Source organism: Curtobacterium sp. MCBD17_019 (assembly GCF_003234555.1).
GTDB lineage: Bacteria > Actinomycetota > Actinomycetes > Actinomycetales > Microbacteriaceae > Curtobacterium.
The window spans coordinates 117,260-142,301 of record NZ_QKTT01000001.1; the positions used below are offsets into that span (position 1 = coordinate 117,260).

Here is a 25,042-nt window from a genome sequence, read left to right on the forward strand (position 1 = left end):
ACCGTGCCTCCCGTCCGTCGTCCGATCGGTCCCGGGTCAGGCGGGCACGGCGGCCGACGCGTCGCTGAGCGCGGCGATCTCGTCGGCCGTCAGCACGAGCTCGGCGGACCGGAGGAGCGCCGGCAGCTGCTCGAGGTTCCGGGCGCTCGCGATCGGCGCGACGACGTCCGGTCGCGTCTGCAGCCAGGCGAGCGCGACCGACGCGATCGGGGCGTCGTGCGCCTCGGCGACCGAGGCGAGAGCGTCGACCACGCGCAACCCCTCGTCCGAGAAGTACCCCTCGAGCTGCCCCTGGCGGTCCTTGCCCGCGATGTCCTCGCGAGTGCGGTACTTGCCCGTCAGGAACCCGGCGGCGAGCGCGAAGTACGGCACGACGCCCAGGTGGGTCTCGTGCACGAACGGTGCGAGCTCGGCTTCGTACGGCTGCCGCTTGACGAGGTTGTAGTGCGGCTGGATCGCGACCGGCTCGGCGAGGCCGTTCTCCTGTGCGATCCGGATCCACTCGCGGGCGCGGTCGACGGAGTAGTTCGAGATCGCGGTGTAGCGGACGATGCCGTCCTTGACGAGCTGGTCGAACGCACGGACGGTCTCCTCGAGCGGGGTGTCCTGGTCGTCGAAGTGCGCGTAGTAGAGGTCGATGCGGTCGGTGCCGAGGCGCTGCAGCGAGGCACGGGCGCCCGCGGCGACGGTGTCCGCTGCGAGGCCCTGGTACTCCGGGTGCTGCGAGCCCTTCGTCGCGATCACGACGTCGTCGCGCTTGCCCGTCGCCGCGAGCCACGATCCGATGACGGTCTCGGACTCACCACCCGAGTTGCCCGGGGCCCACGCCGAGTAGACGTCGGCGGTGTCGATGAAGTTCCCGCCGCCGTCGACGTACGCGCTGAGGACGTCGTGCGAGGTCTGCTCGTCCGCGGTCCAACCGAAGACGTTGCCGCCGAGGGCGAGGGGGAAGACGTGGAGGTCACTGGTGCCGATGCGGGTCATGCCGCGAGGTTATGCCTCGGGCCTCCGAGTCGCTCCGGGACCGGTACGGATCCTCAGCCGACGGAGATCGCGATGAGTCCGCCCACCCCGATCAGGTACAGCACGAGCACGACGAACGAGTCGATCCCCATGCCGATGATCCGCTTCTGCGGCCGGAACACGAGCCCGACCGCGTAGACGAGGGTGAGCAGCGCGGCGATGGCCGTCAGGTAGATGTCGCTCGCGTTCGCCTGCGGCAGCACCGCCTTGCCGCTGATCACGGTCGCGACGAGGAACAGCACCGGCAGGAACGCGTTCCCGCCGAAGATGTCGCTGATCGCCAGGTTGTCATCGCCCTGCCTGACGGCCTGGAGGCCCGTGGAGATCTCCGGCAGGCTCGTCGCCAGGGCCAGGACGGTCGCGCCGAACAGCACGCCCGACAGGCCGATCTGCCCCGAGGCCGCATCGCCCGCCTGCTCCACCGCGACACCGGCGACGAGCGTCGCCGCGGCCGACACCGCGAAGATGACCGCGGCCTTCGCGGTGCCCATCGGCGGCGGCTTCGGCTTGGAGCGGCGGTGCCCGGTCGCGTGCGGCGAGCTGTCGGGGGCCGTGCCGTTGTCGTGCCACGGCAGGCTCTTGCTCGCCCGCTGGACGAGGAGCAGGCCGACGACCCAGATCGCGGCGATGAGGACCACGTCCGGGGTCAGCCGGGCGAACAGCAGGCTCGACGGCAGTTGGCTCCCGGCGATGACGACCGCGAGCACGGCGACGACGACGATCGCCTCGAGCACGAGTCCGAGCGACGCGGCACGGTAGGTGATCGGCTTGACGCCCTTCCCGCGCTTGCCGAACGCGTCGATGATCATGATGACGACGGTCTGCAGCGCGATGCCGCCGAGGATGTTCCCGGCCGCGACCTCGATCGAGCCGGAGAACGCGGCGCTCACCGTGATCGCGATCTCGGGCAGGTTCGTCGCGAGGGCGAGCACGATGAGGCCCCCGAGCGCGCTCCCGAGGTGCAGCCGGTCGTCGAGCACGTCGGTCGTCTTCGACAGCTGGATGCCCGCCACCCAGATGACGGCGGACCCCGCCACGAACACGAGCACGAGCAGCCAGAACGGGAGGGACGCCATGGTCCCATCGAACCCTCCGGGAGCCGACGCGGTTCCGGAGCGGCGATGTACGCTCCCTGCAGGGCGCGCCCGGACGCCCGGAGCGGGGGAGCGGCGTGCGCGAACGGTCGACGGAGCGCAGGCGTCCGCGCGTCCCCCCGTCCCTCCTGGTCGGCATCGCGCCGGTCGTGGTGTTCGCGACGATCGAGGTCATCCGTGCCCGGCCCGGTGACGACTACGAGCGGGTCGGCCTGACGATCCCGAGCGTGGTCACCGCCCTGCTCGTGCCCGAGGCGATCGCCGCCGTCGCGCTCGCCCTCGTCGTGACCGGGCTCGGTTGGTGGCGCATCGGCACGATCGACCTGCGTCGCGGAGCCCCCGGATGGGCGGCCGTCGCGCCGATCGTCATCCTGCTCATCGAGGCCGGGAGGCTCGCCACCGTCGCCTGGAACGGCCGCCCCCTCGCATACTTCTTGTTGCTCGGACTGGCGACGCTGCTCGTCGGGTTCTTCGAGGAGACCATGGCCCGCGGCGTCCTGCTCGTCGGACTCCGTCGTCGCCTGCCGGAACTCTGGGTGTGGATGGTGTCCTCGGCGGTGTTCGGCTGCCTGCACCTGCTCAACGCCCTCGCCGGACAGGGCCTCGGGACCACGATCGAACAGGTGGTGTTCGCGGCCGCGTTCGGGTCCGTGCTGTACATCGCGCGGCGGCTCACCCGGACCCTGCTCGTGCCGATGCTGTTGCACGCGGTGTGGGACTTCGGCGTGATCGGTGCCGGAGCCGCGGGAACGAGTGTGCCGCTGCCCGTCGTCGGGTTCCTCGGGCTGCTGACCTTCGGGATCCTCGTGTTCGGCGTCGTCGCTGCCGCGTTCGTCGCGCTGCACACCGATCGGCCCCGGCGCCTCGCGCAGCGCTGGAAGCACGTTCCACCACGCTCGGCGTTCGAGGCCCCGGCGGCCGTCTCACCGCACGCCGCCGATGGGCCGCCGCCGTCGGGTCCGGTGTCCGATGGGCCGCCGCCGTCGGGTCCCGCGTCCGACGTCGAGCCGGTGGCCCTGGGCTAGCTGCAAGGTCTCTCCCGGGGTCGGGGACGCGGAGGGAACCACCTGAGCAGCCCCTACATCTCCACTTCGTACGGGGTCTGCGTCACGAGCTCGTGCACGCCCGACAGGATCTCGTTCGGACGGAACGGGTACCGCTCGACCTCGGACATGTCGCTGATGCCGCTCATCACCAGGATGGTGTGCAGCCCGGCCTCGATCCCCGCCACGATGTCGGTGTCCATCCGGTCGCCGATCATCCCCGTGTTCTCGGAGTGCGCCCCGATCCTGTTCATCGCCGAGCGGAACATCATCGGGTTCGGCTTGCCGACCACGTAAGGCTCCTTGCCCGTGGCCTTCGAGATCATCGCAGCGATCGCCCCGGTGGCGGGCAGGACACCCTCGGCGCTCGGACCGGTGGCGTCCGGGTTCGTGACGATGAACCGGGCGCCGTCGCGGATGAGTCGCACGGCCTTCGTGATCGCCTCGAACGAGTAGTTCCGGGTCTCGCCGACGACGACGTAGTCGGGCGCGGTCTCGGTCATGATGAACCCGGCCTCGTGCAGGGCGGTCGTCATGCCGGCCTCACCGATCACGAACGCCGAACCGCCGGGCATCTGCGACGCGCAGAAGTCGGCCGTCGCCAGCGCCGAGGTCCAGATGCGGTCCTCCGGCACACTCAGACCGGACCGTCGGAGCCGCGCGCTGAGGTCACGCGGCGTGAAGATCGAGTTGTTCGTCAGCACGAGGAACGGCGTCCCGGTGTCGAGCCACTGCTGCACGAGTTCGGGCGCCCCGGGGAGCGCGTGGTTCTCGTGCACGAGCACGCCGTCCATGTCGGTGAGCCACGCCTCGACCTCGTCGCGCGATCCCATGCGTCCCTCTCGTCGGAGTCCGGTCCCGCCGCCCAGCGGGCCGCTTCACCATACCGTCGCAGCCTCGACCACCCGTCGGGCTCACGGCTGCCTGTGGGCGGAGTGCCAGCCCGGCCACGTGGTGAGGGATCGAGCACGCGGACCCGAGCCGCGCCTCCCGGCCGCCCGCTCGGTGCGGGAACGCGCACGCGCACCGGAACCGTGCCTCCCGGCCGCCGTATCCTCGACTGGTGACCGACGACGCCCCGGCACCCGACGTCCCCGTCCGGCCGGGAGGCCCCGCTGCCGTCCCCGACGCAGTGCCGGCGCCCGCCCTCCCGCCGTCGCACGAGCACACCACCCACGGGGTCGGGCCCCACCCCCGACCGTGGCCCGACGACCCACGGCTCGACCCCGAGCTGCTGCAGCACGGCGACACCCGCAACGTCGTCGACGCCTACCGGTACTGGCGGATGGAGGCGATCGTCGCCGACCTCGACACCCGTCGGCACGGGTTCGACGTGGCGATCGAGAACTGGCAGCACGACCTCAACATCGGGTCGATCGTGCGGAGTGCGAACGCGTTCCTCGCCGGCACGGTGCACATCATCGGACGGCGGCGCTGGAACCGACGCGGGGCGATGGTGACCGACCGGTACCAGCACGTGGTGCACCATCCCGACGTGGCGACGTTCCTCGCGGCGATGCGGGACGAGGGGCGACCGGTCGTCGCGATCGACAACCTGCCGGGCGCCGAGCCGATCGAGACCGCGGCCGTGCCCGAGCGGTGCGTGTTCCTGTTCGGGCAGGAGGGGCCGGGGCTCTCGCCCGAGGCCCTCGCCGGCGCGGACCGGTCCCTCGAGATCACGCAGTTCGGGTCGACCCGGAGCATCAACGCCTCGGCCGCGGCGGCGATCGTCATGCACGCGTGGATCGTGCAGCACGGGGTGTTGCCCGGCGCCGGGCATCGACCGGCGGGCTGACCTGCGGCGCGGGGTTGCACCGCGCGAATGCACGTCGCACCGCTGAATGCCCCGGTTCAATGTCCCGTACCCGGTTCAACGTCCCGTACCCGGTTCAACGCCCGTACCCGGTTCAACGTCCCGTCCGCGGTTCGACACCGGGGGAGGGTGCAGCGGCGTCGGCGACAGCGCACAGAGCGATGACCGGCGCATGCTCGCCTGGGCCGTGGTGGGCCTCCCGGCCGTAGTGTCGACGCATGGCGACGCTGCTCATCACCGGGGCCGCGGGACGCATCGGGTCGGCGCTGCGCCCGAGGCTCCTGGCGGCCGGACACTCCCTCGTGCTGTTCGACGCGCGCGAGCCCGACCCACCGGTGGGCGACGGGGAGCGCTTCGTGCCGGGGGAACTCGACGACCGCGCCGCGCTCGAGACCGCGATGATCGGCGTCGACACGGTCGTGCACCTCGCGGGCATCCCGACGGAGGCCACCTGGGACGACATCGTCGCGACGAACATGACCGGGACCAAGGACGTGCTCGAGGTCGCCGCGGCGAACGGGGTGCTCCGCGTGCTGCTCGCGAGCTCGATCCACGCCGTCGGGTTCGTCGCCGAGGAGCACGACGCCCCGAGCAGTGTCCCCGGCGACCGGCTGCCCCGCCCGGACTCGTACTACGGGGTGTCGAAGGCCGTGATGGAACTCCTCGGGAGCCTGTTCGTCGACCGTTTCGAGATGTCGATCGTCTCGGCCCGGATCGCGGCGTTCGCGCCCGAGCGTCCGCACTCCCGACGGGCGCGGTGGGTGTGGACGTCCGCGGACGACCTCGCGCGCCTCGTCGAGGTCACCGTCGGGTTGACCGAGCCGGGGCACCACGTGGTGTGGGCGACCTCCCGGAACAGCGGCTCGCAGGTCGACCTGACGGCGGGGGAGCGGATCGGGTTCCGCCCGGTCGACGACGCGGCCGCGGTGCTGTCAGACGAGGAGTTCGCCGCGATGCCCGACGAGGAGATGCGGTGGCTCGGGGGGAGCATGGCGACGCAGCCCCTGGGCGAGCCGGCCCCCTGACCCGAGGCTCCGTGACCCGAGGGCCCCGTCGCTCGGAGCCCCGGCCTACCCGATCAGGCTCGGCCGCAGGTCCCGCAGCGTCCGGAACCGACTCTGCCGCCCGGCCACGAGCGCGGTGACCACCAGTGCCCCGAGCAGCCAGCAAGCGAGCACGCCCGAGTCCGACCACGCAGCGGACACCGAGCCGCCGTACATGAGCTGCCGGATCGCGTCGACCGAGTAGCTCATCGGCAGGGCGAAGTGCAGTGCGGCGAGCGGCGCGGGCAGCGTCTGCCACGGGAAGGTCCCGCCCGCGGTGACGAGTTGGATGAGCATGAGCACGAGCCCGAGGAACTGCCCGACGGACCCGAGCAGCACGTTGAGCATCATGATGATCGCGGCGAAGGTGACCGACGCGAGGACCATCACGGCGATCGTGCCCGCGACGTGCTCCACGCCGAACCCCAGCGCGAACCGCACGATCGCGAACAGCGCGAGCATCTGCACGAGGCCGAGCAGCGCCGGGGTGAGCCAGGCGCCGAGCGTGATCGGCAGGGGCTTCCGGACGGCGGTGATCGCGCGGCGGGAGATCGGCCGCAGGATCAGGAACAGCGCGTACATGCCGATCCACGCCGCGAGCGAGATGAAGAACGGGGCGAGCCCCGCGCCGTACGTCCCGGCGTTGGCGATGTCCTGGTCGGCGACGCGCACCGGGTCCGAGATGACCGACGCCTGCGCGTTCCGGGTCGAGGCGTTCGATGCGGGGATGTCGTTCCGCCCGGACTTGAGCGACGTGTGCAGCTCGACTGCGCCGGCGTGCAGGGTGTCGAGTCCGGACGCCAGGGACGTCGCGCCGGAATCGGCCGTGGCTGCCCCGGCGGCGAGGGACGACGCGCCCGAGGACAGGGTCGTGGCGCCCTTCGCCAGGGCCGATGCCCCGGAGGACACAGCCGCGGCGCCGCTGTTGACCTGGGCGGCACCGGAGGACAGCGTGCCGGCGCCGTCGTCGAGCCGGGCGATGCCGTTCGTCAGCGTGGGGGTCGCGGTGGCGAGCGAGGCCGCGCCGGACGACACCTGGGCGGACCCGGAGGCGAGCTGGTCGAGCTGGGTGCGGAGCGTGGCGCTCTGCTGCTGCAGGCCGGTGATCTGCTGCTGGAGCGTGGAGTTCTGCAGCGCGGCGGCGATCGCGGCCTGCTGCGCGGGTGTCAGGGCGGCGTCGGCGGGCAGGGCGGCCTGGATCTGCGTCAGCAGGGTGGTGGGCGACAGCGCGGCCACGCCGTTCAACACGGGGTCGAACGTGGCGGCGAGCTGCTGGTTGCCGGCGGCGACCCGTGCGGCGCCGGTCGCGAGCTGCTGCGTCGACGACGGCAGCGAGGCCGTCTGGGACCGGAGCTGGTCGAGCCCGGCGTCCAGGGACGCGGCGCCCGACGCGACCGAGGCCGAGCCGGAGGCCACCTGCGACGCGCCCGAGGCGAGCGCGGCGGTCTGCGCCGGCAGGTCGGCGGTGCCCGACGCGAGCTGCGACGCCCCGGAGGAGAGCTTCCCCGTCCCCGCCGCGAGCTGCTGGGCGCCCGACTCGGCCGTCCCGAGACCGGACGCGAGTGACCCGCTGCCCCGGACGGCCGGCAGCAGGTTCGTCCGGATGTCCGCGAGCCCGACGAGCAGGGTCTTGGCGGCTCGCTTGCCGACCTGCTCGGACACCGAGGTGCGCATGGTCTTGCCGGCCTGCTCCGCGATCGTCGACGCGAGGTAGGAGTTGGCGTCGCTCGTCGTCATGACGAGCTCGGCGCGCTGCGGGTCGCTGTCCGAGGCGCTCGCGAGGTCCTGGGAGAACGCCGCGGGGATCGTGACCACGAAGTCGTAGCGGCCGGACTTGATGCCGGAGGCGGCGGCCGACGCCGACGTGACGGTCCAGTCGAACGAGCCGTCGCGGACGGTCTGCTTCGCCACCTGCTCGCCGTAGTCGACGTGGTGGCCGTCGACGGTCGCCCCGGTGTCGTTGACGACGAGCGCGGCGGGGACGTGGTCGAGCTTGGCGTAGGGGTTCTGGTTCGCCCACAGGTACAGCCCGCCGTAGAGCAGCGGCACGATCATGAGCGCGATGAACGCGACGCGGGCGAGGGGGGTCGCGGTGAGCCGGCCGAGTTCGGCGCGGACGAGTGCGGGTGTGGTCACGAGCGGGTGCTCCCCTGGGTGGACGCTGCGGGTGCGGGTGCGGGTGCGGGTGCGGGTGCGGGTGCGGGTGCGGGTGCGGCTGGCGATGCGGCCGGGAGGGACGGTGCGCGTCCGTCGTGGGCCGTGCCTCCCGCTCGTGGCTGGCTCCGCTGCATGATGGCGGTGATGGTCTCGACGGCCGCCGCCGAGGCGATGACGAGGACGGCGATGCCGCGGTCGGCGACGTTCTGGAGGACCGCGAACCAGTCCGCCACGGACCCGCCGTGGCGCTCGGGGGTGGTCACGACGAGTCCCTCGATGCCGTCGCGCAGCAGCGCGAGCTCGACGAGCAGGCGGATGCGCGGCGCGGTCGGGACGCGTTCGATCGGGGTGTCGGCCCACTCGGCCAGGTCGAGTTCGTCGAGCACGGTCGTGACGGCGTCGCGGCCGGTGTGGCGTCCGGCGAAGGCGAGTTCCTCGCGGACGATGCGGCGCACGGTCATGACGGCGAAGGGCTCGGCGACGGTCGGTGTGTCGACGAGGGCGACCGTCCGGCGGACGCGGGCCGGGTCCTCGACACCGTCGACGAGCAGGCGGCCGGCGTCGGGCTGCATCCGGCCGCCGGCGACGAGCGACGCCACGACGGGGGTCTGCTCGGTCTCGACGGCGACGAGCCCCGGGCGACCGGGTTCGGCGACGGCGGACACCGGGGGCAGCGGGGCGCCGGGCCCGCTGCCGATCGCGAGGGCGTCGAGTTCGAGGATCATGCGGGCGGCTCCGGGGTGACGGGTCTGGATGCGGATGCGGGTGCGGGTGCGACGATGGGTGTCCGCGGCGGGACGGTCTCGAGGACATGGAGGGAGGACCTCCAGTCCAGCCCTGCCATGCCGAGTGCGGACACGACGACCATGCGGTGCCCGTCGGCGGGACTCGTGCCGGCGCGTGTGGCCTCGTCGAGCACGGCGATGCAGGCGCCCTCGACGAGGCGCGCGAGCGATTCGACGGGCACGTCGTCGCGGAAGAGCCCGGCCCGGACGCCGTCGGCGCAGGCGTCGAGCACGGCGGCGCGGAGCGGGGCGAACACCGACGCGATGCGGTCGACCGAGGGTCCGTGCAGGGCGATCCGGGCCAGGGAGCGGACGTCGGCCACCTCGGCCCAGAGCGCGGCGGCGATGGTCGCGATGCGGACGTCGGGCAGGAGCGGTGCGAGCTCGGCCGCCGCGGGCATCGTGCCGAGGATCCGGCGCGCGCCGCCCGTGACGACCTCGTCGACCAGGTCCTCACGGGTGGGGAAGTGTCCGTAGACCGCGCGGCGCGACAGGCCCGCCGCCGCGGCGATGGTCTCGATCGAACCGTCGGGGTCGGCCTGGAGGACCGTGCGGGCGGCGTCGACGAGCGCGGTCCGGTTCTCGGCTGCGTCGCGTCGCGGACTCCTCGAGGGCATGGGATCAGCCTACGAACGTGCACAGTGCTGTGCAACATCGGGGTGGCGGATCGCGATCGGCTGCGCAACGCGGCTCGGAGTTCGTTCTGCGGCCCTCCGGAGGCCTTGGCCCGCGTCTAGGGGATGCTCTGACGCAAAGGATGCGCAAGGTGGACAAGTAGTTAGACGGCCTAGTGTTTCGATGCCATGCTCGACCCATGACGAACCGGCGCAATCCCGAGGGGCCCCACGCGGTCGACGCGTTCCCCCCGACGCAACCAATCGACATGCGCCAACTCTTCCTCGACCAGGAGGCCATCAATGCTCGACCGTGAGACCCTCGCCAGCCTGCGCCAGAACCCCATCGAGTGGCGCCGCCGTGGCCTGACGCCGCCGGACGCCCTCGCCGCCATGGTCGAGGCCCGCGTCTCGGGCACGTCGAAGCTGCGCCGTCCGCTCGACCCGAGCTACGCGGACTTCTTCCAGGCCTGAGCGCCCCGCGGGTCCGTCCCGCGCTCGGCCCACGACGGCACCCCTCCTGACCGGAGCGGGTGCCGTCGTCGTCCCGGGACCCGGCCGGGACGCGCGTTCGTCTCGTTCCCTGGACAGGACGTGAACGCGCTCCGGGAGCCGGTGTTTCACTGGTCGGCAGGATGCAGGAGGAGCGATGAAGTACATCCACTACGACAGCACCGCGGTCATGACGGGGAGCGAGATCGCCGACGCCGTGATCGAGTACGCCGCGGCCCTCGGCGCGGCCGGTGGTACGGACACCGTGCACGTCCCGACCTTCGACGACCACGGATCGGTCGCGTACGCGACGCTGCTCATCGGACCCGCCAGCGAGATCGTCGTCGACGACGCCCCGGACGACGAGCTCGAGCCCGAGGACCCCGCGTTCGTCGAGCGGCTCCGTGAGGGCGCCCGGAAGCTCTCGGGCGCGACGCCGGTCCACGCCGACGGCACACCGGACTTCCGCGCTGGCGTCCCGCACCCCGAGGGCGACTGAGGCACCGGCAGCAGGTCCCGCCGGCGACGGAGCCACCGGCCCCGAGCCTCCCTGACGGGGCGGCACCCGTCCCCTGACGAGTCGGCACCCGGTCTCCCTGACGACGACGGCACCCGGTCCACAGGGAACGGGTGCCGTCGTCGTGTCGGTGGAGCGGGGTCAGTTGCCGATCTTGTCGTCGGCGGCCTTCTCGCCCTTCTCGATCTGGTCGGAGTGTCCGCCGCCGGTGGCCTTGTCAGCCGCGCCGGCCGCCTTGTCGAGGCCCGCGTCGGTCGCCTTCTCGCCCTTGTCGCTGTCCGCGAAGTCCTTCGCCTTGTCGCCGAGGTCTGCCATGTCGTGCTCCTTCCGAGTGCTCCAGCCCGCCCGGGATCCACTGCCCCGGACGTCGGGTGCCCACGTTCCTCCCGGCTGCGGAGAGCGTTCCCAGCGTCTCCGCCGGTCATCGCGTTCACTGGGCTCGTGACCATCCACATCGGCATCAGCACCAAGCTCTACCTGTCGTACCGCCAGTCCCTCGACTGGCTCGGCCGCGTCACCGAGCTCGCTCGGGACCACCCCGGCGTGGTCGACGGCCGCGTGGCGCTGTTCGTCGCGCCCTCGACGCCGCTGCTCGAGTCCGCCGTCCGGCTCGCTGCGGGCACCCGGGTCCGCGTCGCCGCGCAGGACGTCAGCCGCTACGCCGAGGGCGCCCACACCGGCGAGACCGGCGCGCCCCTGCTCGCCGAGCTCGGGGTCACGATGGCCGAGATCGGGCACGCCGAGCGTCGCGCCGACGGCGAGACCGACGCGGTGGTCGCGGCCAAGGTCGCCGTCGCCCAGGAGGCCGGGCTCACCCCGCTCCTGTGCGTCGGCGAGACGACGCGGTGCGACCCGCGGGAGGCCGCCGCGTGGTGCCTCGAGCAGGTCCGCGCCGCCACGACCGGACCGCTCATGATCGCGTACGAGCCGGTCTGGGCGATCGGTGCCGCGGAACCGGCCCCAGCGTCCCACGTCACGGCGACCGTCGACGCCCTGCGCGACGGACTGCCGGGAGCGCTCGCGGGCACGCCGATCGTCTACGGGGGGAGTGCGGGCCCGGGGTTGCTCGGACGGCTCCACCCGAGCGTGGACGGCCTGTTCCTCGGGCGCTTCGCCCACGATCCGGAGAACGTCCGCCGGGTCCTCGACGAGGCCGCGGCCCTCACCGCCTGAAGCACCGCTGCCCGATCCCGACGACCACGGCGATCAACCGCCTGCTCTCGACGACGCGGCTGTCGGACGACGCCCGGGACGTCGCTGCTCGCAGGTGTCCGCGCCGGGACGGTGCCGGAACGGCGCTGCCCGACACCCCGGGTAACGGGGGACAGGAGGCCGATAGACTCGGGTGGACCACCGGCCGCTCGGTCGGGCCCGGTCCTCCGCAGACGTGAGGAGAACCACATGCCCGCAGTCGTGATCATCGGAGCCCAGTGGGGGGACGAGGGCAAGGGGAAGGCCACCGACCTCCTCGGCAGCCGCATCGACTACGTCGTCAAGTTCAACGGCGGCAACAACGCCGGGCACACGGTCGTGGTCGACGGACAGAAGTACGCCCTGCATCTGCTGCCCTCGGGCATCCTCACGCCGGGCGTCACGCCGGTCATCGGCAACGGCGTCGTCGTCGACCTCGAGGTCCTGTTCCAGGAGCTCGACGCGCTCCGGGCCCGCGGGGTCGACGTCTCGAAGCTGCGGGTGTCGGCGAACGCCCACGTCATCACGCACTACCACCGGACCATCGACAAGGTGACCGAGCGGTTCCTCGGCAAGCGGCAGATCGGCACGACCGGCCGGGGCATCGGGCCGACCTACGCCGACAAGATCAACCGCGTCGGCATCCGGATCCAGGACATCTTCGACGAGAACATCCTCCGGCAGAAGGTCGAGGCCGCGCTCGAGCAGAAGAACCACCTGCTGGTCAAGGTCTACAACCGCCGGGCGATCGAGGCGGAGGAGGTCGTCGAGTCGCTCCTGTCGTTCGCCGACCGGCTCCGCCCGATGGTGACCGACACGGCGCTCGAGATCCACCGGGCGCTCGAGCGCGGCGACACCGTCCTCTTCGAGGCCGGCCAGGCCACCATGCTCGATGTCGACCACGGCACGTACCCGTTCGTCACGTCGTCCTCCGCCACGGCGGGCGGCGCCGCCACGGGTTCCGGCATCGGTCCCGGCCGCATCGAACGCGTCATCGGCATCGTCAAGGCGTACACGACCCGGGTCGGCGCCGGCCCGTTCCCGACCGAGCTGTTCGACGAGTCGGGGGAGTTCCTCCGTGCGAACGGGTTCGAGTTCGGCACGACGACCGGACGGCCGCGCCGCTGCGGCTGGTACGACGCCCCGATCGCCCGGTACTCGGCTCGGATCAACGGCGTGACGGACTTCGTGCTCACGAAGCTCGACGTCCTGACGGGCCTCGAGACGATCCCAGTCTGTGTCGCGTACGAGGTCGACGGCGAGCGCATGGACGAGGTCCCGGTGTCGCAGTCGGACTTCCACCACGCCGTGCCCGTGTACCAGGAGTTCCCCGGCTGGTCCGAGGACATCTCGGGCGCGCGGAGCTTCGACGACCTGCCGAAGAACGCGCAGGACTACGTGCTCGCGGTCGAGGCGATGTCGGGCGCCCGCATCTCCGCGATCGGGGTCGGCCCCGGCCGTGACGCCATCGTCGTGCGCCACGACCTCCTCGGCGCCGAGTAGCCGACGCCGCGGCGCCCCCTCCGGCCGGCGCCGGCGGCCGGGGCGCCGGCCGAGGCCGGTGGCGCCCCTTCTCTCCCACGAGATCGCAGTCGTTGCCGGTACGACCCCGGTCGAAGCGGCAACGACTGCGATCTCGCGGTTCGGGGGAGCGGCCGGACGCCGGTTGGCCGGTGGCCGGTGGCCGGCCGCCCGGGCGTCAGCGGTAGCCGGCGGCGGCCGCGAACGCCGGCCATCGTGCGGGGGCGGCACCGGGGCGCCCGCGCTCCTGCGCGTCGATCTCGGCCGCCAGCGCTCGGATCGCGGTCACGTGCTCGGGCAGGATCAGGTCCCACGGGGCCGGGAGGCCCGGCTCGAGCAACGCGGACAGGCCCGCATCCTCGGCGCGGTGCAGATCGCGGAGGACGGTGGCGAGGTGGACGTCACGGACGAGGCGGGCGGCACGGAGGTCCTCCAGGACGGCGTCGCACTCGGCTGCGGGGCGTGCGGTCCGGGTCGCGCCGACGAGGCGTTCGAGCAGCGCGCGCTCGTTCCACAGCGCGGCTGACAGGTCTCCGGCGTGCACTCGTCCTCCTGACGGTCGGGGGTGGGAGTCATTCGACCAGGTGTTCCCATCGATCACCAGGGGCCGGGGTGTCGGGAGTCGCAGGTGCCAGGGCCGCCTCGGTGTGACGCGTGTGTACCCCTGTACCCCAACGCGGGGGATAGCGGGAGTCATGCGTGACCCGTGAATCCGGGCCTCGCCTTGCCTGCTGCTCCGAGGATCCCGGGAGATCACGGGCTCGACTGGCGCGCTCGGACCCGTGGTTCGTACGGTGGAGGAGTACCGCAGACGTACCCCGAAGGAAAGCGAGGCCGCGACATGAGCATGACCATCTCCCACTCCGACGTCACCCTGGACACGGACACCGTGGACACCATCGCGATCCTCGAGGCGGAAGCCGCAGCCGCCGGCCAGGTGACCCGCGCGCAGATCACGTGGACCGAGGCGGACAAGGGCCTCTGGGTCGCGAGCTACGGCGGCTACTACGGCGGCACGGTCGACAAGCAGGGCGCCCACTACTTCGCGTCGGACACCTTCGGCCAGTACATCGGCGACTACGCCTCGCTCGAGGACGCCCAGGCCAAGCTCTCGGAGCACCTGCACCTCATGCTCCCGAACGTCATCCGCCCGATCCGCTGAGCTCGAGCGCTCCACGATCGACGGCCTCGCGCCCTCGCTGCTCCGGCAGCGGGGGCGTTCGTCGTCCCGGCCGGTGGTGCGGTCGGCGGTCGCGCGGACGGGTGGTCCTGCGGTCGTGCGACCGCCCGTCCGCGGTCGGGCCGCAGTCGGATCGGCGCGTCAGGCGGGGGGCGCGGCGTCCACCGCGCCGACCTGCTCGAGCACGGCGTCGACGTCCGTCACGCCGACCCCGGCCAGGAGGTCCGCCCACAGCGCCCGGAGTGCCGCTTCGGTGTCGATGGCCTGGAGTCCGCGGCTCTCGGCGTCGAACACACCGAAGCTCGCGTTGAGCAGCCGTCGCGCGAGTTCCTCGGCGGGGCGGTCGGACGGGATCCGTCCGGCGTCGATGTCGATCTGGAACTGTTCAGCCACGTACGCCCGCCACGGCACCGTCGAGCGCGGCAGGGTGATCCCGTTCGCACGCTGGTCGGCCAGGAGGCGCACTGCGGCGAGTGCGCTCGGGTGCTCGCGCGCGTCGAGCGCCGCCGTCATGAGGAGGCGCAGCAACCGGCCGAGTCCGGGCGGCGTCGCCTGCTCGACCTCCGCCCGCATCGAGGCCCACGTCTCCTGCTGCTGCCGGACGATCGCCTCGGCGATCTGCTGCTTCGAAGCGAACTGGTGGTGCCCCACGGCTGACTTCGGCTTGCCCATGGCCGCTGCGATGCTCGCGATGCTCGTGCCGGCGTAGCCCCGGGTCGCGAACTCCGTCGCGGCGGCGCGCAGGATCGCGGCACGGGTGTTCGCCTTCTGCTCCTGACGGTGGTTGGTCGTCGATCGCTGGTCGTGCATCGCATCACCGTATCCGGATCGGCGAGCAGAGCGGCGAGGACCCTGCGGCACCGCCCGGCCGCCACCGGCCGGTTCGCCAGACGAACGACTTGTGGAACGTGTCCGAACCAGGCAACATGTGTCGCACCTCGCTCCGCGCCGGTTTCGGGTCTGCGCTCGGGGTAGAGGACACCCGTCCGGGGCGGTGGTCGAGGAGCGCTTCCCGGTTCCTCGTTGGAGTACCACGGTGTCGCCGCTCCGGACGAGGTGGTCGGGGACCAGGGGGAATCGATCCATGCCGGACGAGACACAGCCGACGAGCGATGGCGGGCAGCCGCGGCCCCACGTCGAGACGTTCCACCAGCTCCACGACGGCACGCCGATCCTGCTCGCCTGCTTCTGCGAGCGCGGCGAGGACCACGTGACGGTGCCGGCGGGTGCTGGGCTGGTCCCGCAGCCGCACTGGCGGGCGCCGCGTCGCCCCGTCCGCACTAGCCCCTGAGGGCATCTCGGGTTATTCTTCGGCTACCCGAAATCCCGAATCCGCTTGGTTCCTACCCGAAAGGCCACCATGCAACCCGTCTACAACCGCGCCCAGAATCGCTACTCCCGTACGCAGATCCGGCACATGCAGCACACCGCGCAGCGCGACCGCTACGGCCGCTTCCGCGCGACCTGGCACCAGTGGGCCACGCTCGGCGTCGTCACGGCGTCGTCGGTCTCACTCGTGTGGCTGGCGTACGAGCACGTGCACCCGGTCATCCACTGATCGAGCGCCCATGCTCACCGCATCGCGGTCGTGTTCACCGAGGCCAGGTGAGCGCGACCGCGATCGCGTTGAACAGGACGTGCGCGAGGATCGCGCCGCCGAGCCGCTTCGTGACGGCGACGAACGTCCCGAGCAGCAGCCCGAGGACGAACGTGCTCACGAAGGTGACGAACGCCCCCTCGACCGTGGTGTTCGCCACGAGGACGTGCATCGCGGCGAACAGCACCGCGGCACCCACGACGCCCAGGACGGTCGCGAGCCGGAGGTTGCTCCGTCGGTCGTCCTCGCCGCCGATCCGATCGGCGAGCAGTGGCTGCAGTGTGCCGCGGAAGAACGCCTCCTCGATCACGGGCGACAGGATGCACGGGCCGAGCACCGTGAGCGTGAGCACCGCGACCTGGACCCCGCCGCCGAGCACCGGCTGCGGGCTGAGCCCCGTGCTGTCGAACATCGCCAGGTTGAGGAACCCGTCCACGGCCCGCGCCAGGCAGGCGATCGCGATGGCGGGGGAGACGTCGAACACGCTGATCCGGAGGCCCAGGCGATCGACGACCGAGGTCGCGCCGCGGTCGCGCAGGTACCAGAGCACCCCCAGAACGAGGGGCACCCACGACGCCAGGTCCGACAGCAGGAGCTGCACGGGAGCGCTCGGCACCGACCCCCGCTGCACGGCGCTGCTCACGATCCGCTCGAGCACGATCACGATGACCAGCGCGATCCCGAGGGGCAGGAGACTCCGGCGACGCGGCGGAGCGATCGTCGGTTCTTCGGCGCTCATGCACTCACCGTAGGGGTCAGGTCCAGCCCGATGTGCATGACGAACCCGATCCCTCCTCATCGGTATGGCACTATTTCCTCACCGGTGGCTGTCACACGACGCATCAGGAGCATCGGTGACGTCAGTTCGGGGAAGGCTGGAGCGTGGAGCTTCGCGACTACATCACGGTGCTACGCAAGGGCTGGATGATGATCCTCATCCTCGCGCTCGTGGGGGTGGCAGCAGCGGCCGGGTTCTCGATCGCGAAGACGCCGCAGTACGCCGCGTCGGCGCAGGTGTTCGTCTCCACCGAGACGAGCGGCAGCGCGTCCGACCTGGCGCAGGGCAACACGTTCACGCAGCAGCGGGTCGTCACCTACTCGAACCTCGTGAGCACGCCGATCGTGCTCCTGCCGGTCATCGCCAAGCTCCACCTGCACATGACGGCCGAGCAGCTCGCCGGCCTCGTCAGCGCCGACGCCCCGACGAGCACCACGCTCATCACGATCAACGTGACCGACGTCGACCCGGTGCGAGCGGCGGACATCGCGAACGCGACCTCGTCGAGCCTGACGAACGTCGTGCAGAACATCGAGGCGACGGACGCGAACGGCCAGAGCACGGTCAAGCTCACCCGCGTCAAGGAGGCTCAGGTCCCCTCGAAGCCGGTCAGCCCGAACGTGCCGGTCAACATCGTCCTCGGCCTGCTCGTCGGCCTGGCGCTCGGCGTCGGCGTGGCCGTGCTCCGCGAGACGCTCGACAACCGCGTCCGCACCGAGACCGACATCGAGCGCATCAGCACCAAGCCGATCATCGGTGGCATCGCCTTCGACAACAAGGCGGCGACGCGTCCGCTCATCGTGCAGGCCGACCCGCGCAGCCCGCGCGCCGAGTCGTTCCGCACCCTCCGCACGAACCTGCAGTTCCTCGACCTCGACGGCCCGGCGCGCACGTTCGTCATGACGTCGTCGGTCGAATCCGAGGGCAAGAGCACCACCGTCGCGAACCTCGCGATCGCGCTCGACACCGCCGGGTACAAGGTCATCCTCATCGACGCCGACCTGCGCCGGCCGAAGGTCGCGCAGTACATGGACGTCGAGGGCGCCGCGGGTTTGACCGACGTGCTCATCGGCCGCGCCGACCTCGACGACGTCGCCCAGCCCTGGGGTCGCGGTGCGATGCGCGTCATGCCCGCCGGGCCGATCCCGCCGAACCCGTCGGAGCTCCTCGGCTCGCGGAACATGCAGCTGCTCATCGAGCGCCTCGAGCAGGAGTACGACTACATCCTGTTCGACGCGCCCCCGCTCCTCCCGGTCACCGACGCGGCCATCCTGTCGAAGAAGGCGAGCGGCGCGATCGTCGCCGTCGCCTCGGGCAAGACCCACAAGGCGCAGCTCGCCGGCGCCGCGTCGACGCTCGAGAACGTCGGGGCACCGATCGCCGGGTTCGTCCTGACGATGATGCCGACCAAGGGTCCGGGTGCCTACGGTTACGGCCGGTACGGCTACGCGTACGGCTACGGGCTGGACAACGAGGACGAGGCCGAGATCCCCCGCAAGCCCAGCGCCGGCGTCGGTCCGCTGCGGAAAGCGGACTGATGACGACGGGGGAGGGGACCGCCCGTCCGTTCACGATCCTCACCGTCTGCACCGGCAACATCTGCCGGTCTCCGCTGGCGGCGCAGCTGCTCCGCGCGCAGCTCGCCGACCTGCCCGGCATCGTCGTCGCCAGCGCCGGGACCATGGCCGACGACGGCGCGCCGATGGACGTCACCGCCGCCGTGCAGTCGGAACGGCTGGGAGGCGACCCCAACGACCACCGGTCCCGGTACCTCACGGAGCGCATCGTCGCCGACGCCGACCTGATCCTGACCGCGGAACGGGCGCACCGCGCTGCCGTGGTGTCGCTGTTGCCGCGGGCGTCGCGGCGGACGTTCACGATCCTCCAGTTCGCGCGGGTGCTGCGCGGGCTCGAGCCCGCGGACCTGGAGGCCGTGACCGACCTGGCCTCGCTCGTCACGACCGTCGCGGCCGCGCGCGGCATGGTGCCGCCGCCGGCCGACCCGGCTGACGACGACGTCGAGGACCCGTACCGGCGGTCGCCCGAGGTCCACGAGCGCGTGGCCGACGTGCTCGCCGGGGCGGTCGGGACCATCACGACCGCGATCCACTCGACGACAGCAGGGGGCAGTCGGGGATGAGCTCGAACGGGGGGAAAGGGCGTCTGGGCTTCACGGTGTCGCGGCAAGCGCTCACCTGGGTGGCCGTGGTCGTCGTGGTGCTCGTCGTGGTCGACGTGCTCCTGGTGACCGTGGCGCTCGGACGCACCGCCCCCGGGGACAACGGCCGGGCCGCGCCGATCCCGACGTTCAGTAGTGTCCCGACCGCCACCGCGACGGCGACTGCCACCGCTCGCCCGTCCGCCTCCGCGAGCGCGACCGCCACCCCGACCCCGTCGGCCACCGGAACCCCGGCCGCCGCTGGTGGCGGGCAGCGCCGGTTCCTCTCCGCCGTCAGCGCCTCGGAGCTCTGGCGCGCCACGTCCGGGTCCTGCACCGGCGGGGACGCCGTCGTCGAGCGGTCGACCGACGGCGGGGCGACGTGGAAGCCCACGGCGACCGGCCAGTACGACGTCCACACCGTCGCCGGGCTCGTGGCCGGCAGCGTCAAGACGAGCATCGTCGCCGGCACCGGAGCCGGGTGCGCCGAGAGCGCGCTGTCGTCGTACACCGACGGCGAGTACTGGGCCGCGGACAGCGCCGCGCTGGTCTCCGACTACGTCACGAGCGACTCGCGCATCCACCTGTCGTCCGGCACGGCGCCCTCGCCATGTGCGGCGCCGACGCAGATCCTGACCACCGGCTCCACCACCGCGGTCGTCTGCCCCGGGGTCCTCGCCGTCCGGCAGTCCGCCGCCGACGACTGGGTGCAGGTGCCCGTCTCCGGACTCGTGGCGGCCACCGACACCGGCAGCGGGTTCACGCTCGCCCGGACCGGCCGCTCGACGTGCGACGGCGTCGAGGTCGACACGCTCACGACGGCCGCGGCGGTGGCGGCATCGAAGCCGACCCACGTCGGTTGCGCGCCCGCGACGACCACGAGTGGGGCCGTGGCGATCGCGCAGACCGATGACCGGGTCGCCGTGTGGAGCGGGTCGCAGGTGCTCACGTCGACCGACGGGGGCACGACGTGGTGACCGGGACGCGGCGGCGACCATGACCGCGGAACGCGGGACGACCCTCCAGACCGACGCGTCGACGTTGGGGTGGAGCCGCGCGTTCGCGCGTCGCCTCGTGATCACGGACGTCCTCATCCTGGCCTGGGTCGTGTTCGGCGTGCAGATCGCGTGGCTCGGCCTGCGTTCGAACCTCGTGTCGAACGAGAACGACCTGAAGTTGAGCTACACCGGGATCTCGGTGTTCGTGATCGTGGTGTGGACGATCGCGCTCGGCATCTACGACACCCGGGGCGACCGCGTGATCGGCGTCGGCAGCACCGAGTACCGCCTGGTGGCGGACTCGAGCATCCGCGTGTTCGGGCTGTTCGCGATCGCCGCGTTCCTGCTGCACCTGGAGCTCGCCCGCGGCTACGTGCTCATCGCGTTCCCCATCGGGATCCTCGTGCTCCTGTTCTCGCGGTGGATGTGGCGGCAGTGGCTCATCCTGCAGCGCAAGCAGGGGCGGTACTCCGCCGGTGTGCTGCTCGTGGGATCGCCCGCCAGCGTCCGGCACATCGCCGGGCAGCTCGAGCGCCAGCCCGCCGCCGGCTACCGCGTGCTCGGGGCGGCCGTGTCCACCGGACTCGTCGGCGTCCTGCCGGGCACCGAGCTGCAGTCCTACGGCGGCTTCGACGACCTGCAGCACGCCCTCGACGCGACGCACGCGGACACCGTCGTGATCACCAGCGCGGACGACCTGCCGCCCGAGCGCGTGCGCGAGCTGAGCTGGGCGCTCGAGCCCGGCCAGCAGCACCTGGTCGTCGCGCCGAGCCTGACCGACATCGGCGGCCCCCGCATCCACACGCGCCCCGTGCAGGGCCTGCCCCTGATCCACGTCGAGACGCCGACGTACTCGGGCCGCAAGCTCTACACCAAGCGGGTCTTCGACCTGGTGATCGCCGCCGCGCTCGTCATCGTGCTGTCACCCGTGTTCCTGCTGCTCGCGATCGCCGTGAAGGTCACCTCGCCGGGCCCGGTGCTGTTCCTGCAGGAGCGCGTCGGCCTCAACGGCTCGACGTTCCGGATGATCAAGTTCCGGTCGATGGTCGTCGACGCCGAGAGCCGGATCCAGGAGGTCAGCCAGCTCGACCGCGCCGAGGGCAACGACGTGCTGTTCAAGATGCGCAACGACCCCCGCGTGACCCGCGTTGGCTCGTTCATGCGGCGGTACAGCCTGGACGAGCTCCCGCAGCTGTTCAACGTGTTGCTCGGCAACATGTCGCTGGTGGGCCCTCGACCGCCGCTGCAGCGTGAGGTAGATCGGTATGACCCCCGCGTCCATCGACGCTTCCTGGTCAAACCGGGGCTAACGGGTTTGTGGCAGGTGAGTGGTCGCTCCGACTTGTCCTGGGAGGATTCCGTCCGCTTGGATCTCTACTACGTGGAGAACTGGTCCACGACAGGTGACTTGGTAATCCTTTGGAGGACTGTGCGGGCAGTGATTGCATCCCGAGGCGCGTACTGACATGGTCTCAAGGGACAGGCGTGTCCGCATTGCACACGACTACATCAGCCAGAAGGGTGGAGCTGAGCGAGTCGCGCTATCGATAGCGCAGCGGCTCGGAAGCGGAAGCGTTCTTACCGCGTTGTATGAGCCGAACGGATCGTTTCCAGGCTACCGCGACATCTCAATCAGCCCATCCTGGTTGAACAGGTTCAAGTTCTTCCGGAAGGATCCCCGGCGAGCACTTCCGCTCCTGCCCCTAGCGTGGGCGTGGCGGAGGAAAGTGGATGCGGACGCCGTGCTCTGTAGTTCATCGGGTTGGTCGCACGCGATCCGTGTTACTGCCGGTACCGCGAAGGTCGTCTATTGCCATAACCCACCTCGCTGGCTTTACCAACCAGAGGATTATTTTCGCGATCAGCCAGCGGTTGTCCGGAGGTTAGCTCGGCTGTTGACCCCATGGCTGATGAGGTGGGACAAAAAGGCTGCGTCAACTGCAACGACCTACATTGCTAATTCGCGAGCGGTAGCAACTCGAATTCAAGAGGCATACGGGGTAACCCCCTCAATTATTCACCCCCCCATCGATATCGATGAGAACGGAGCACGGAAGCGTGTCGCCGTTCCGAACGATTTCTTCCTCACGGTCGCGAGAGCGCGGGGGTATAAAGGCACGGACATGCTGGTGGACGCCTGGAGCGGGATGCCCGACCTTCCTCTCGTGATCGTGGGTGACTGGCATGCACCGTTGCCGCCGAACGTGATAAGCGTGGGTCGTGTCTCAGATGCAGAAATCCGATGGTTGTACGAGAACGCGAGAGCCTTGGTATCCGTGTCCCGCGAGGACTTCGGGCTGACTCCGCTCGAGGCGAACGCGTTTGGCACGCCTTCACTCGTGCTACGCGCGGGCGGCTTTCTCGACTCGACTTCGGACGGAGTGTCAGGGCGCTTCATTGACGCTGACGACGTGGATAGTATTCGGCAAGCAGTGCGAGGATTCCCTCGACTATGGGACCGGGACGCAATCCGGTCACATGCCCAACGTTTCTCTGTCCGGACGTTCATCGAGCGGCTCGAGTTAGCAGTTGAAGAAGCGGTGCGGCTTCGGAACGAAAGGCCGTGAGAATGCACAAAGTAAAAGCGTATCCGCTTCCACACGTGCTCGGACGTGCCTTCGGTGGCTTCTTGAGCTCGACTGTGCTGACAACTGTCGCTGGCGCGGTGGTCATTCCCGTACTCATCCATGCGGTCGGCGCTTCGACCTGGGCGGGGGTCGCCGTCGCCCAAGCGACCGGGGCCGTAGGCGCGATTTTAATCAACCTTGGCTGGGGTGTGTCGGGACCTGCAGAAGTGGGCACTCTTGACGGTGAAGATCAGCTGGAATACTACCGGCTATCGGTGTTGGTGCGTCTTGCGGTCGCGGTGCCGGTCTCTATCGCGTGTTTCGCCTTGGCTGCTCTGCAACGGGATCAAGAAAGCTTCTCGGTTGGGCTGATCGCCGTGGCGGCTGCGCTGGCGGGTCTCGGAGGACAGTGGTATTTCTACGGAACCTCCGCGCCTCGATCACTACTACTGCTCGACACGCTCCCCCGAACCACGCTTTCGGTGGTCGGCGCTGTCCTTACCTTGCCGACACACTCGGTTGCCCTGTTCGCTGTGGCGCAGGTCCTGGGGGCGATTGTGCCGGTCGCCCTAACCACCCGGCGGCTCGTCGGTTGGCAGGTCTGGCATCGGCGGTCGGGCGTGTCGGACAGTGGAGGCGTGCGGGCACAGTTCTACGGGACCGCTACCGCCCTGTTCGGTAGCGCCTATCTCACGCTGCCGGTTGTGATCATCGCCTATTCGGCGCCGGGTTCGGTCGTCGCATTCGCGCTCGCTGACAGGCTCGCGAGGATCGCACGGCTAGTCATCGCTCCGATGACTCAGACGCTACAGGGGTGGGTTGCTTCAGCAAGGGACCGAGTCTCACGGCGAACCCGTGATCGCTCGAGCCTAGTGACTGCAGCGCTCTGGGGGTTGCTCGTTGCGATCGTCTATGCATCTCTGGCGCGCCCAGTTGGTCAAATCCTCAGCGGGGGAGCGATCGATCTCAGGTTTGGTCTGGTGGTATTCACGGCCGGCACACTTCTGCTCACTGCCGTATCGCAAACTACGGGCACGATCGGGCTTGTGCTGAGCGGGCGCCGTAGCTGGCTGGCAGCTAGCGCGATAGTTGGCGCAATCGTCTCCCTTCCTCTGCTGCTCCTACTTCCTGCCAGGTACGGGGCGAGCGGGGGCGCAATGGCGATTGTCATCGGCGAGGCCGCCGTTCTCGCTGTCCAATTTGTCGGACTCGCGACGGGCGGGAGATCGGCTTCCGGGAAGACCGAGGGTGTGTGAGGATGATTAGGAGGGCGAGCCGCTGGTTCACTGAGGGGGATCCTGAAAGGGCGCTTTTTGTACACCTTAGCCACACTGCTGATCCCGGGGGTGCGGAGCTTGCCCTCATCCGCACGTTGGCATCAGCTCCGTGGAATTGGCGAATACAACTTCCCCGAAACCTTCATGGCGCACAATCACTGTACACGTCACTACTCGAGGCATTCCCGGGGCGTGCGCTTTGGCGGGGTCCTGGACACGGCGCTGGTGCATCGTCGTCACCTCTCAAGGCGCTCGGACTTGCGGTGAGAGTTGTGGCTACGGCACTCGACCTGCTTCTTGACCGTGAGGTCAAAGCTGCTAGTCTCCTGATCGCGAACTCGTCCAGGAACGCGTTGTACGGCGCCCTCGTTGCAATGGCGCGCCGCGTTCCGCTCGTGGTTCATCTTCGCGACCGCGTGGAGAAACCCTTCCTCGGCACGTTCGGCTACTTCGCCATGACGCGTCTTGTCCTACCGGTTGCGGCCGGGGTTGTTTCCAACTCCGAGGCCACACTCGTTACGGCTCGACCCTTTTTGCGAACGAGCACCGCGACCGTTGTGGCCCCCAGCCCGATCGGGTGGTCGGGGCCCGAGCTTCATCCGAAGGTGCTCCAGGAAGCGAGCCGACCGCTGGTTGTCGGGATGATTGCACGGTTGGCCCCATGGAAAGGCCAAGACCTCCTTATACGAGCGTTCGCGTCGGCATTCCCGGCTGAGGACTCCGTCTTGCGTCTCGTTGGCGGTACGTCCTTCGGAGGCGAGCAGTTCGAGAAGGAGCTTCGCGAACTAGCGGCGGAGCTTGGGGTGCAGCATCGGGTGCAGTTAACAGGACATGTCGACGATCCGCTGATTGCCGCTCGCAGTTTAGACATTTGCGTCCAGTACTCGGTCCGCCCGGAGCCGCTAGGTCAAAACGTACTGCAATATCTGGCGCTCGGGAAGGCACTCCTTGTGGCGGACGAGGGTGGGCCAGCGGAGTGGGTGAACGATCGCGTGAACGGGCTGAAGGTGCGTCCTCGCGATTCGGAAGCACTCGCGGCAGCGCTGAGGCTGCTGGTCGGGGATCCGGCCCTGCTAGAGGAGATACGGCGGGGCGCTCGGGAAACACAGGTTCCCACCGACGAGCAAGTCGCCAGCGTTCTCGAGAATTTCTATCGGAAGGTCGCACTGGGTGGTCCGTCGAACTGAACGTAGA

The 25,042-nt window shown here is 70.4% G+C and carries 27 protein-coding genes; 17 read left to right on the forward strand and 10 right to left on the reverse strand.

The window, feature by feature from the left end:
- Window positions 1–36 precede the first annotated feature (36 nt).
- Together DEI82_RS00575 and DEI82_RS00580 are read right to left on the reverse strand one after the other, a co-directional pair.
- Complete coding sequence (locus tag DEI82_RS00575) at window positions 37–984, reverse strand: aldo/keto reductase (protein WP_111035454.1); 948 nt, start codon at window positions 982–984, stop codon at window positions 37–39.
- A 53-nt stretch (window positions 985–1,037) separates the two neighbouring features.
- Entirely contained in the window at window positions 1,038–2,099 is a 1,062-nt protein-coding gene (locus DEI82_RS00580; RefSeq protein WP_111035455.1) for a sodium:calcium antiporter, read from the reverse strand.
- Between the two features lie 95 nt (window positions 2,100–2,194).
- Between DEI82_RS00580 and DEI82_RS00585 the strand changes: the two genes are divergently transcribed.
- On the forward strand, window positions 2,195–3,142 hold the full coding sequence (locus tag DEI82_RS00585; RefSeq protein WP_181435043.1) for a CPBP family intramembrane glutamic endopeptidase: 948 nt from the start codon (window positions 2,195–2,197) through the stop codon (window positions 3,140–3,142).
- 53 nt (window positions 3,143–3,195) lie between these two features.
- Here DEI82_RS00585 and DEI82_RS00590 read toward each other — a convergent pair whose 3' ends face one another.
- The gene (locus DEI82_RS00590; RefSeq protein WP_111012270.1) at window positions 3,196–3,993 is read right to left on the reverse strand and encodes an HAD-IIA family hydrolase; all 798 of its coding nucleotides are present in this window, start codon (window positions 3,991–3,993) and stop codon (window positions 3,196–3,198) included.
- A gap of 299 nt (window positions 3,994–4,292) precedes the next feature.
- Between DEI82_RS00590 and DEI82_RS00595 the strand changes: the two genes are divergently transcribed.
- Both DEI82_RS00595 and DEI82_RS00600 read left to right on the forward strand, forming a co-directional pair.
- Complete coding sequence (locus DEI82_RS00595; RefSeq protein ID WP_111035603.1) at window positions 4,293–4,955, forward strand: TrmH family RNA methyltransferase; 663 nt, start codon at window positions 4,293–4,295, stop codon at window positions 4,953–4,955.
- A gap of 236 nt (window positions 4,956–5,191) precedes the next feature.
- On the forward strand, window positions 5,192–5,998 hold the full coding sequence (locus DEI82_RS00600; protein WP_111027178.1) for an NAD(P)-dependent oxidoreductase: 807 nt from the start codon (window positions 5,192–5,194) through the stop codon (window positions 5,996–5,998).
- Window positions 5,999–6,043: 45 nt separating this feature from the next.
- On the opposite strand, the gene DEI82_RS00605 is transcribed toward DEI82_RS00600, so the two are convergent.
- Genes DEI82_RS00605 through DEI82_RS00615 form a run of 3 tightly spaced genes read right to left on the reverse strand, consistent with a single transcriptional unit; the run spans window position 6,044 to window position 9,575 of the window.
- On the reverse strand, window positions 6,044–8,152 hold the full coding sequence (locus DEI82_RS00605) for a YhgE/Pip domain-containing protein (RefSeq protein WP_111035457.1): 2,109 nt from the start codon (window positions 8,150–8,152) through the stop codon (window positions 6,044–6,046).
- Window positions 8,149–8,898, reverse strand: a complete 750-nt coding sequence (locus DEI82_RS00610) for a hypothetical protein (protein WP_111035458.1) — start codon at window positions 8,896–8,898, stop codon at window positions 8,149–8,151. Before DEI82_RS00610 ends, DEI82_RS00605 begins: the two co-directional genes overlap by 4 nt.
- The gene (locus tag DEI82_RS00615; RefSeq protein ID WP_111035459.1) at window positions 8,895–9,575 is read right to left on the reverse strand and encodes a TetR/AcrR family transcriptional regulator; all 681 of its coding nucleotides are present in this window, start codon (window positions 9,573–9,575) and stop codon (window positions 8,895–8,897) included. The genes DEI82_RS00610 and DEI82_RS00615 overlap by 4 nt, the downstream gene beginning before the upstream one ends.
- Window positions 9,576–9,875: 300 nt before the next feature.
- Here DEI82_RS00615 and DEI82_RS16065 point away from each other — a divergent pair, with 300 nt between their 5' ends.
- Window positions 9,876–10,046, forward strand: coding sequence for a hypothetical protein (locus tag DEI82_RS16065; protein WP_181434603.1), 171 nt, complete (start codon window positions 9,876–9,878; stop codon window positions 10,044–10,046).
- 175 nt (window positions 10,047–10,221) lie between these two features.
- Entirely contained in the window at window positions 10,222–10,563 is a 342-nt protein-coding gene (locus tag DEI82_RS00620) for a hypothetical protein (protein WP_111035460.1), read from the forward strand.
- A 159-nt stretch (window positions 10,564–10,722) separates the two neighbouring features.
- On the opposite strand, the gene DEI82_RS00625 is transcribed toward DEI82_RS00620, so the two are convergent.
- Entirely contained in the window at window positions 10,723–10,896 is a 174-nt protein-coding gene (locus DEI82_RS00625; protein WP_111035461.1) for an Rv0909 family putative TA system antitoxin, read from the reverse strand.
- 126 nt (window positions 10,897–11,022) lie between these two features.
- Between DEI82_RS00625 and DEI82_RS00630 the strand changes: the two genes are divergently transcribed.
- Both DEI82_RS00630 and DEI82_RS00635 read left to right on the forward strand, forming a co-directional pair.
- The gene (locus DEI82_RS00630) at window positions 11,023–11,754 is read left to right on the forward strand and encodes a triose-phosphate isomerase family protein (protein WP_258371889.1); all 732 of its coding nucleotides are present in this window, start codon (window positions 11,023–11,025) and stop codon (window positions 11,752–11,754) included.
- A gap of 228 nt (window positions 11,755–11,982) precedes the next feature.
- A complete protein-coding gene (locus DEI82_RS00635; RefSeq protein WP_111011316.1) occupies window positions 11,983–13,275 on the forward strand; it encodes an adenylosuccinate synthase in 1,293 nt (430 codons plus the stop codon).
- A gap of 196 nt (window positions 13,276–13,471) precedes the next feature.
- Here the strand turns inward: DEI82_RS00635 and DEI82_RS00640 are convergent, their stop codons facing one another.
- On the reverse strand, window positions 13,472–13,837 hold the full coding sequence (locus tag DEI82_RS00640) for a hypothetical protein (protein WP_111035462.1): 366 nt from the start codon (window positions 13,835–13,837) through the stop codon (window positions 13,472–13,474).
- A gap of 297 nt (window positions 13,838–14,134) precedes the next feature.
- On the opposite strand from DEI82_RS00640, the gene DEI82_RS00645 reads away from it, so the two are divergent.
- The gene (locus DEI82_RS00645; RefSeq protein ID WP_111011314.1) at window positions 14,135–14,455 is read left to right on the forward strand and encodes a hypothetical protein; all 321 of its coding nucleotides are present in this window, start codon (window positions 14,135–14,137) and stop codon (window positions 14,453–14,455) included.
- A 159-nt stretch (window positions 14,456–14,614) separates the two neighbouring features.
- On the opposite strand, the gene DEI82_RS00650 is transcribed toward DEI82_RS00645, so the two are convergent.
- Window positions 14,615–15,283: a TetR/AcrR family transcriptional regulator gene (locus tag DEI82_RS00650; RefSeq protein ID WP_181434605.1), complete on the reverse strand. Its 669-nt coding sequence runs from the start codon at window positions 15,281–15,283 to the stop codon at window positions 14,615–14,617.
- Between the two features lie 274 nt (window positions 15,284–15,557).
- On the opposite strand from DEI82_RS00650, the gene DEI82_RS00655 reads away from it, so the two are divergent.
- Both DEI82_RS00655 and DEI82_RS16070 read left to right on the forward strand, forming a co-directional pair.
- On the forward strand, window positions 15,558–15,764 hold the full coding sequence (locus DEI82_RS00655; RefSeq protein ID WP_111035464.1) for a hypothetical protein: 207 nt from the start codon (window positions 15,558–15,560) through the stop codon (window positions 15,762–15,764).
- A 126-nt stretch (window positions 15,765–15,890) separates the two neighbouring features.
- On the forward strand, window positions 15,891–16,031 hold the full coding sequence (locus DEI82_RS16070) for a hypothetical protein (protein ID WP_181435044.1): 141 nt from the start codon (window positions 15,891–15,893) through the stop codon (window positions 16,029–16,031).
- Window positions 16,032–16,065: 34 nt separating this feature from the next.
- Here DEI82_RS16070 and DEI82_RS00665 read toward each other — a convergent pair whose 3' ends face one another.
- Entirely contained in the window at window positions 16,066–16,809 is a 744-nt protein-coding gene (locus DEI82_RS00665; protein WP_181435045.1) for a CPBP family intramembrane glutamic endopeptidase, read from the reverse strand.
- Window positions 16,810–16,952: 143 nt separating this feature from the next.
- On the opposite strand from DEI82_RS00665, the gene DEI82_RS00670 reads away from it, so the two are divergent.
- From DEI82_RS00670 to DEI82_RS00700, 7 genes are all read left to right on the forward strand, one after another.
- Complete coding sequence (locus DEI82_RS00670; RefSeq protein WP_111012280.1) at window positions 16,953–18,386, forward strand: polysaccharide biosynthesis tyrosine autokinase; 1,434 nt, start codon at window positions 16,953–16,955, stop codon at window positions 18,384–18,386.
- Entirely contained in the window at window positions 18,386–18,988 is a 603-nt protein-coding gene (locus DEI82_RS00675; protein WP_111035466.1) for a low molecular weight phosphatase family protein, read from the forward strand. Before DEI82_RS00670 ends, DEI82_RS00675 begins: the two co-directional genes overlap by 1 nt.
- The gene (locus DEI82_RS00680) at window positions 18,985–19,983 is read left to right on the forward strand and encodes a hypothetical protein (RefSeq protein WP_111035467.1); all 999 of its coding nucleotides are present in this window, start codon (window positions 18,985–18,987) and stop codon (window positions 19,981–19,983) included. Before DEI82_RS00675 ends, DEI82_RS00680 begins: the two co-directional genes overlap by 4 nt.
- 19 nt (window positions 19,984–20,002) lie before the next feature.
- Window positions 20,003–21,469: a sugar transferase gene (locus DEI82_RS00685; protein ID WP_258371890.1), complete on the forward strand. Its 1,467-nt coding sequence runs from the start codon at window positions 20,003–20,005 to the stop codon at window positions 21,467–21,469.
- A gap of 1 nt (window position 21,470) precedes the next feature.
- A complete protein-coding gene (locus DEI82_RS16645; RefSeq protein ID WP_111035469.1) occupies window positions 21,471–22,571 on the forward strand; it encodes a glycosyltransferase in 1,101 nt (366 codons plus the stop codon).
- 35 nt (window positions 22,572–22,606) lie between these two features.
- Window positions 22,607–23,827, forward strand: coding sequence for a lipopolysaccharide biosynthesis protein (locus DEI82_RS00695; protein ID WP_146242785.1), 1,221 nt, complete (start codon window positions 22,607–22,609; stop codon window positions 23,825–23,827).
- A gap of 293 nt (window positions 23,828–24,120) precedes the next feature.
- Window positions 24,121–25,035 (forward strand): glycosyltransferase, encoded by a 915-nt coding sequence (locus tag DEI82_RS00700; RefSeq protein ID WP_181435046.1) that lies wholly within the window; start codon window positions 24,121–24,123, stop codon window positions 25,033–25,035.
- Window positions 25,036–25,042: the final 7 nt, after the last annotated feature.

What these genes read in the sequence shown, in the direction of transcription:
- DEI82_RS00575 (WP_111035454.1), bottom strand. Translation starts at nt 984, where the DNA reads ATGACCCGCATCGGCACCAGTGACCTCCACGTCTTCCCCCTCGCCCTC.
- DEI82_RS00675 (WP_111035466.1), top strand. Translation starts at nt 18,386, where the DNA reads ATGACGACGGGGGAGGGGACCGCCCGTCCGTTCACGATCCTCACCGTC.
- DEI82_RS00685 (WP_258371890.1), top strand. Translation starts at nt 20,003, where the DNA reads ATGACCGCGGAACGCGGGACGACCCTCCAGACCGACGCGTCGACGTTG.
- DEI82_RS00615 (WP_111035459.1), bottom strand. Translation starts at nt 9,575, where the DNA reads ATGCCCTCGAGGAGTCCGCGACGCGACGCAGCCGAGAACCGGACCGCG.
- DEI82_RS00680 (WP_111035467.1), top strand. Translation starts at nt 18,985, where the DNA reads ATGAGCTCGAACGGGGGGAAAGGGCGTCTGGGCTTCACGGTGTCGCGG.
- DEI82_RS00635 (WP_111011316.1), top strand. Translation starts at nt 11,983, where the DNA reads ATGCCCGCAGTCGTGATCATCGGAGCCCAGTGGGGGGACGAGGGCAAG.
- DEI82_RS00650 (WP_181434605.1), bottom strand. Translation starts at nt 15,283, where the DNA reads ATGCACGACCAGCGATCGACGACCAACCACCGTCAGGAGCAGAAGGCG.
- DEI82_RS00625 (WP_111035461.1), bottom strand. Translation starts at nt 10,896, where the DNA reads ATGGCAGACCTCGGCGACAAGGCGAAGGACTTCGCGGACAGCGACAAG.
- DEI82_RS00580 (WP_111035455.1), bottom strand. Translation starts at nt 2,099, where the DNA reads ATGGCGTCCCTCCCGTTCTGGCTGCTCGTGCTCGTGTTCGTGGCGGGG.
- DEI82_RS00645 (WP_111011314.1), top strand. Translation starts at nt 14,135, where the DNA reads ATGAGCATGACCATCTCCCACTCCGACGTCACCCTGGACACGGACACC.
- DEI82_RS00610 (WP_111035458.1), bottom strand. Translation starts at nt 8,898, where the DNA reads ATGATCCTCGAACTCGACGCCCTCGCGATCGGCAGCGGGCCCGGCGCC.
- DEI82_RS00655 (WP_111035464.1), top strand. Translation starts at nt 15,558, where the DNA reads ATGCCGGACGAGACACAGCCGACGAGCGATGGCGGGCAGCCGCGGCCC.
- DEI82_RS16065 (WP_181434603.1), top strand. Translation starts at nt 9,876, where the DNA reads ATGCTCGACCGTGAGACCCTCGCCAGCCTGCGCCAGAACCCCATCGAG.
- DEI82_RS16645 (WP_111035469.1), top strand. Translation starts at nt 21,471, where the DNA reads ATGGTCTCAAGGGACAGGCGTGTCCGCATTGCACACGACTACATCAGC.
- DEI82_RS00590 (WP_111012270.1), bottom strand. Translation starts at nt 3,993, where the DNA reads ATGGGATCGCGCGACGAGGTCGAGGCGTGGCTCACCGACATGGACGGC.
- DEI82_RS16070 (WP_181435044.1), top strand. Translation starts at nt 15,891, where the DNA reads ATGCAGCACACCGCGCAGCGCGACCGCTACGGCCGCTTCCGCGCGACC.
- DEI82_RS00620 (WP_111035460.1), top strand. Translation starts at nt 10,222, where the DNA reads ATGAAGTACATCCACTACGACAGCACCGCGGTCATGACGGGGAGCGAG.
- DEI82_RS00600 (WP_111027178.1), top strand. Translation starts at nt 5,192, where the DNA reads ATGGCGACGCTGCTCATCACCGGGGCCGCGGGACGCATCGGGTCGGCG.
- DEI82_RS00665 (WP_181435045.1), bottom strand. Translation starts at nt 16,809, where the DNA reads ATGAGCGCCGAAGAACCGACGATCGCTCCGCCGCGTCGCCGGAGTCTC.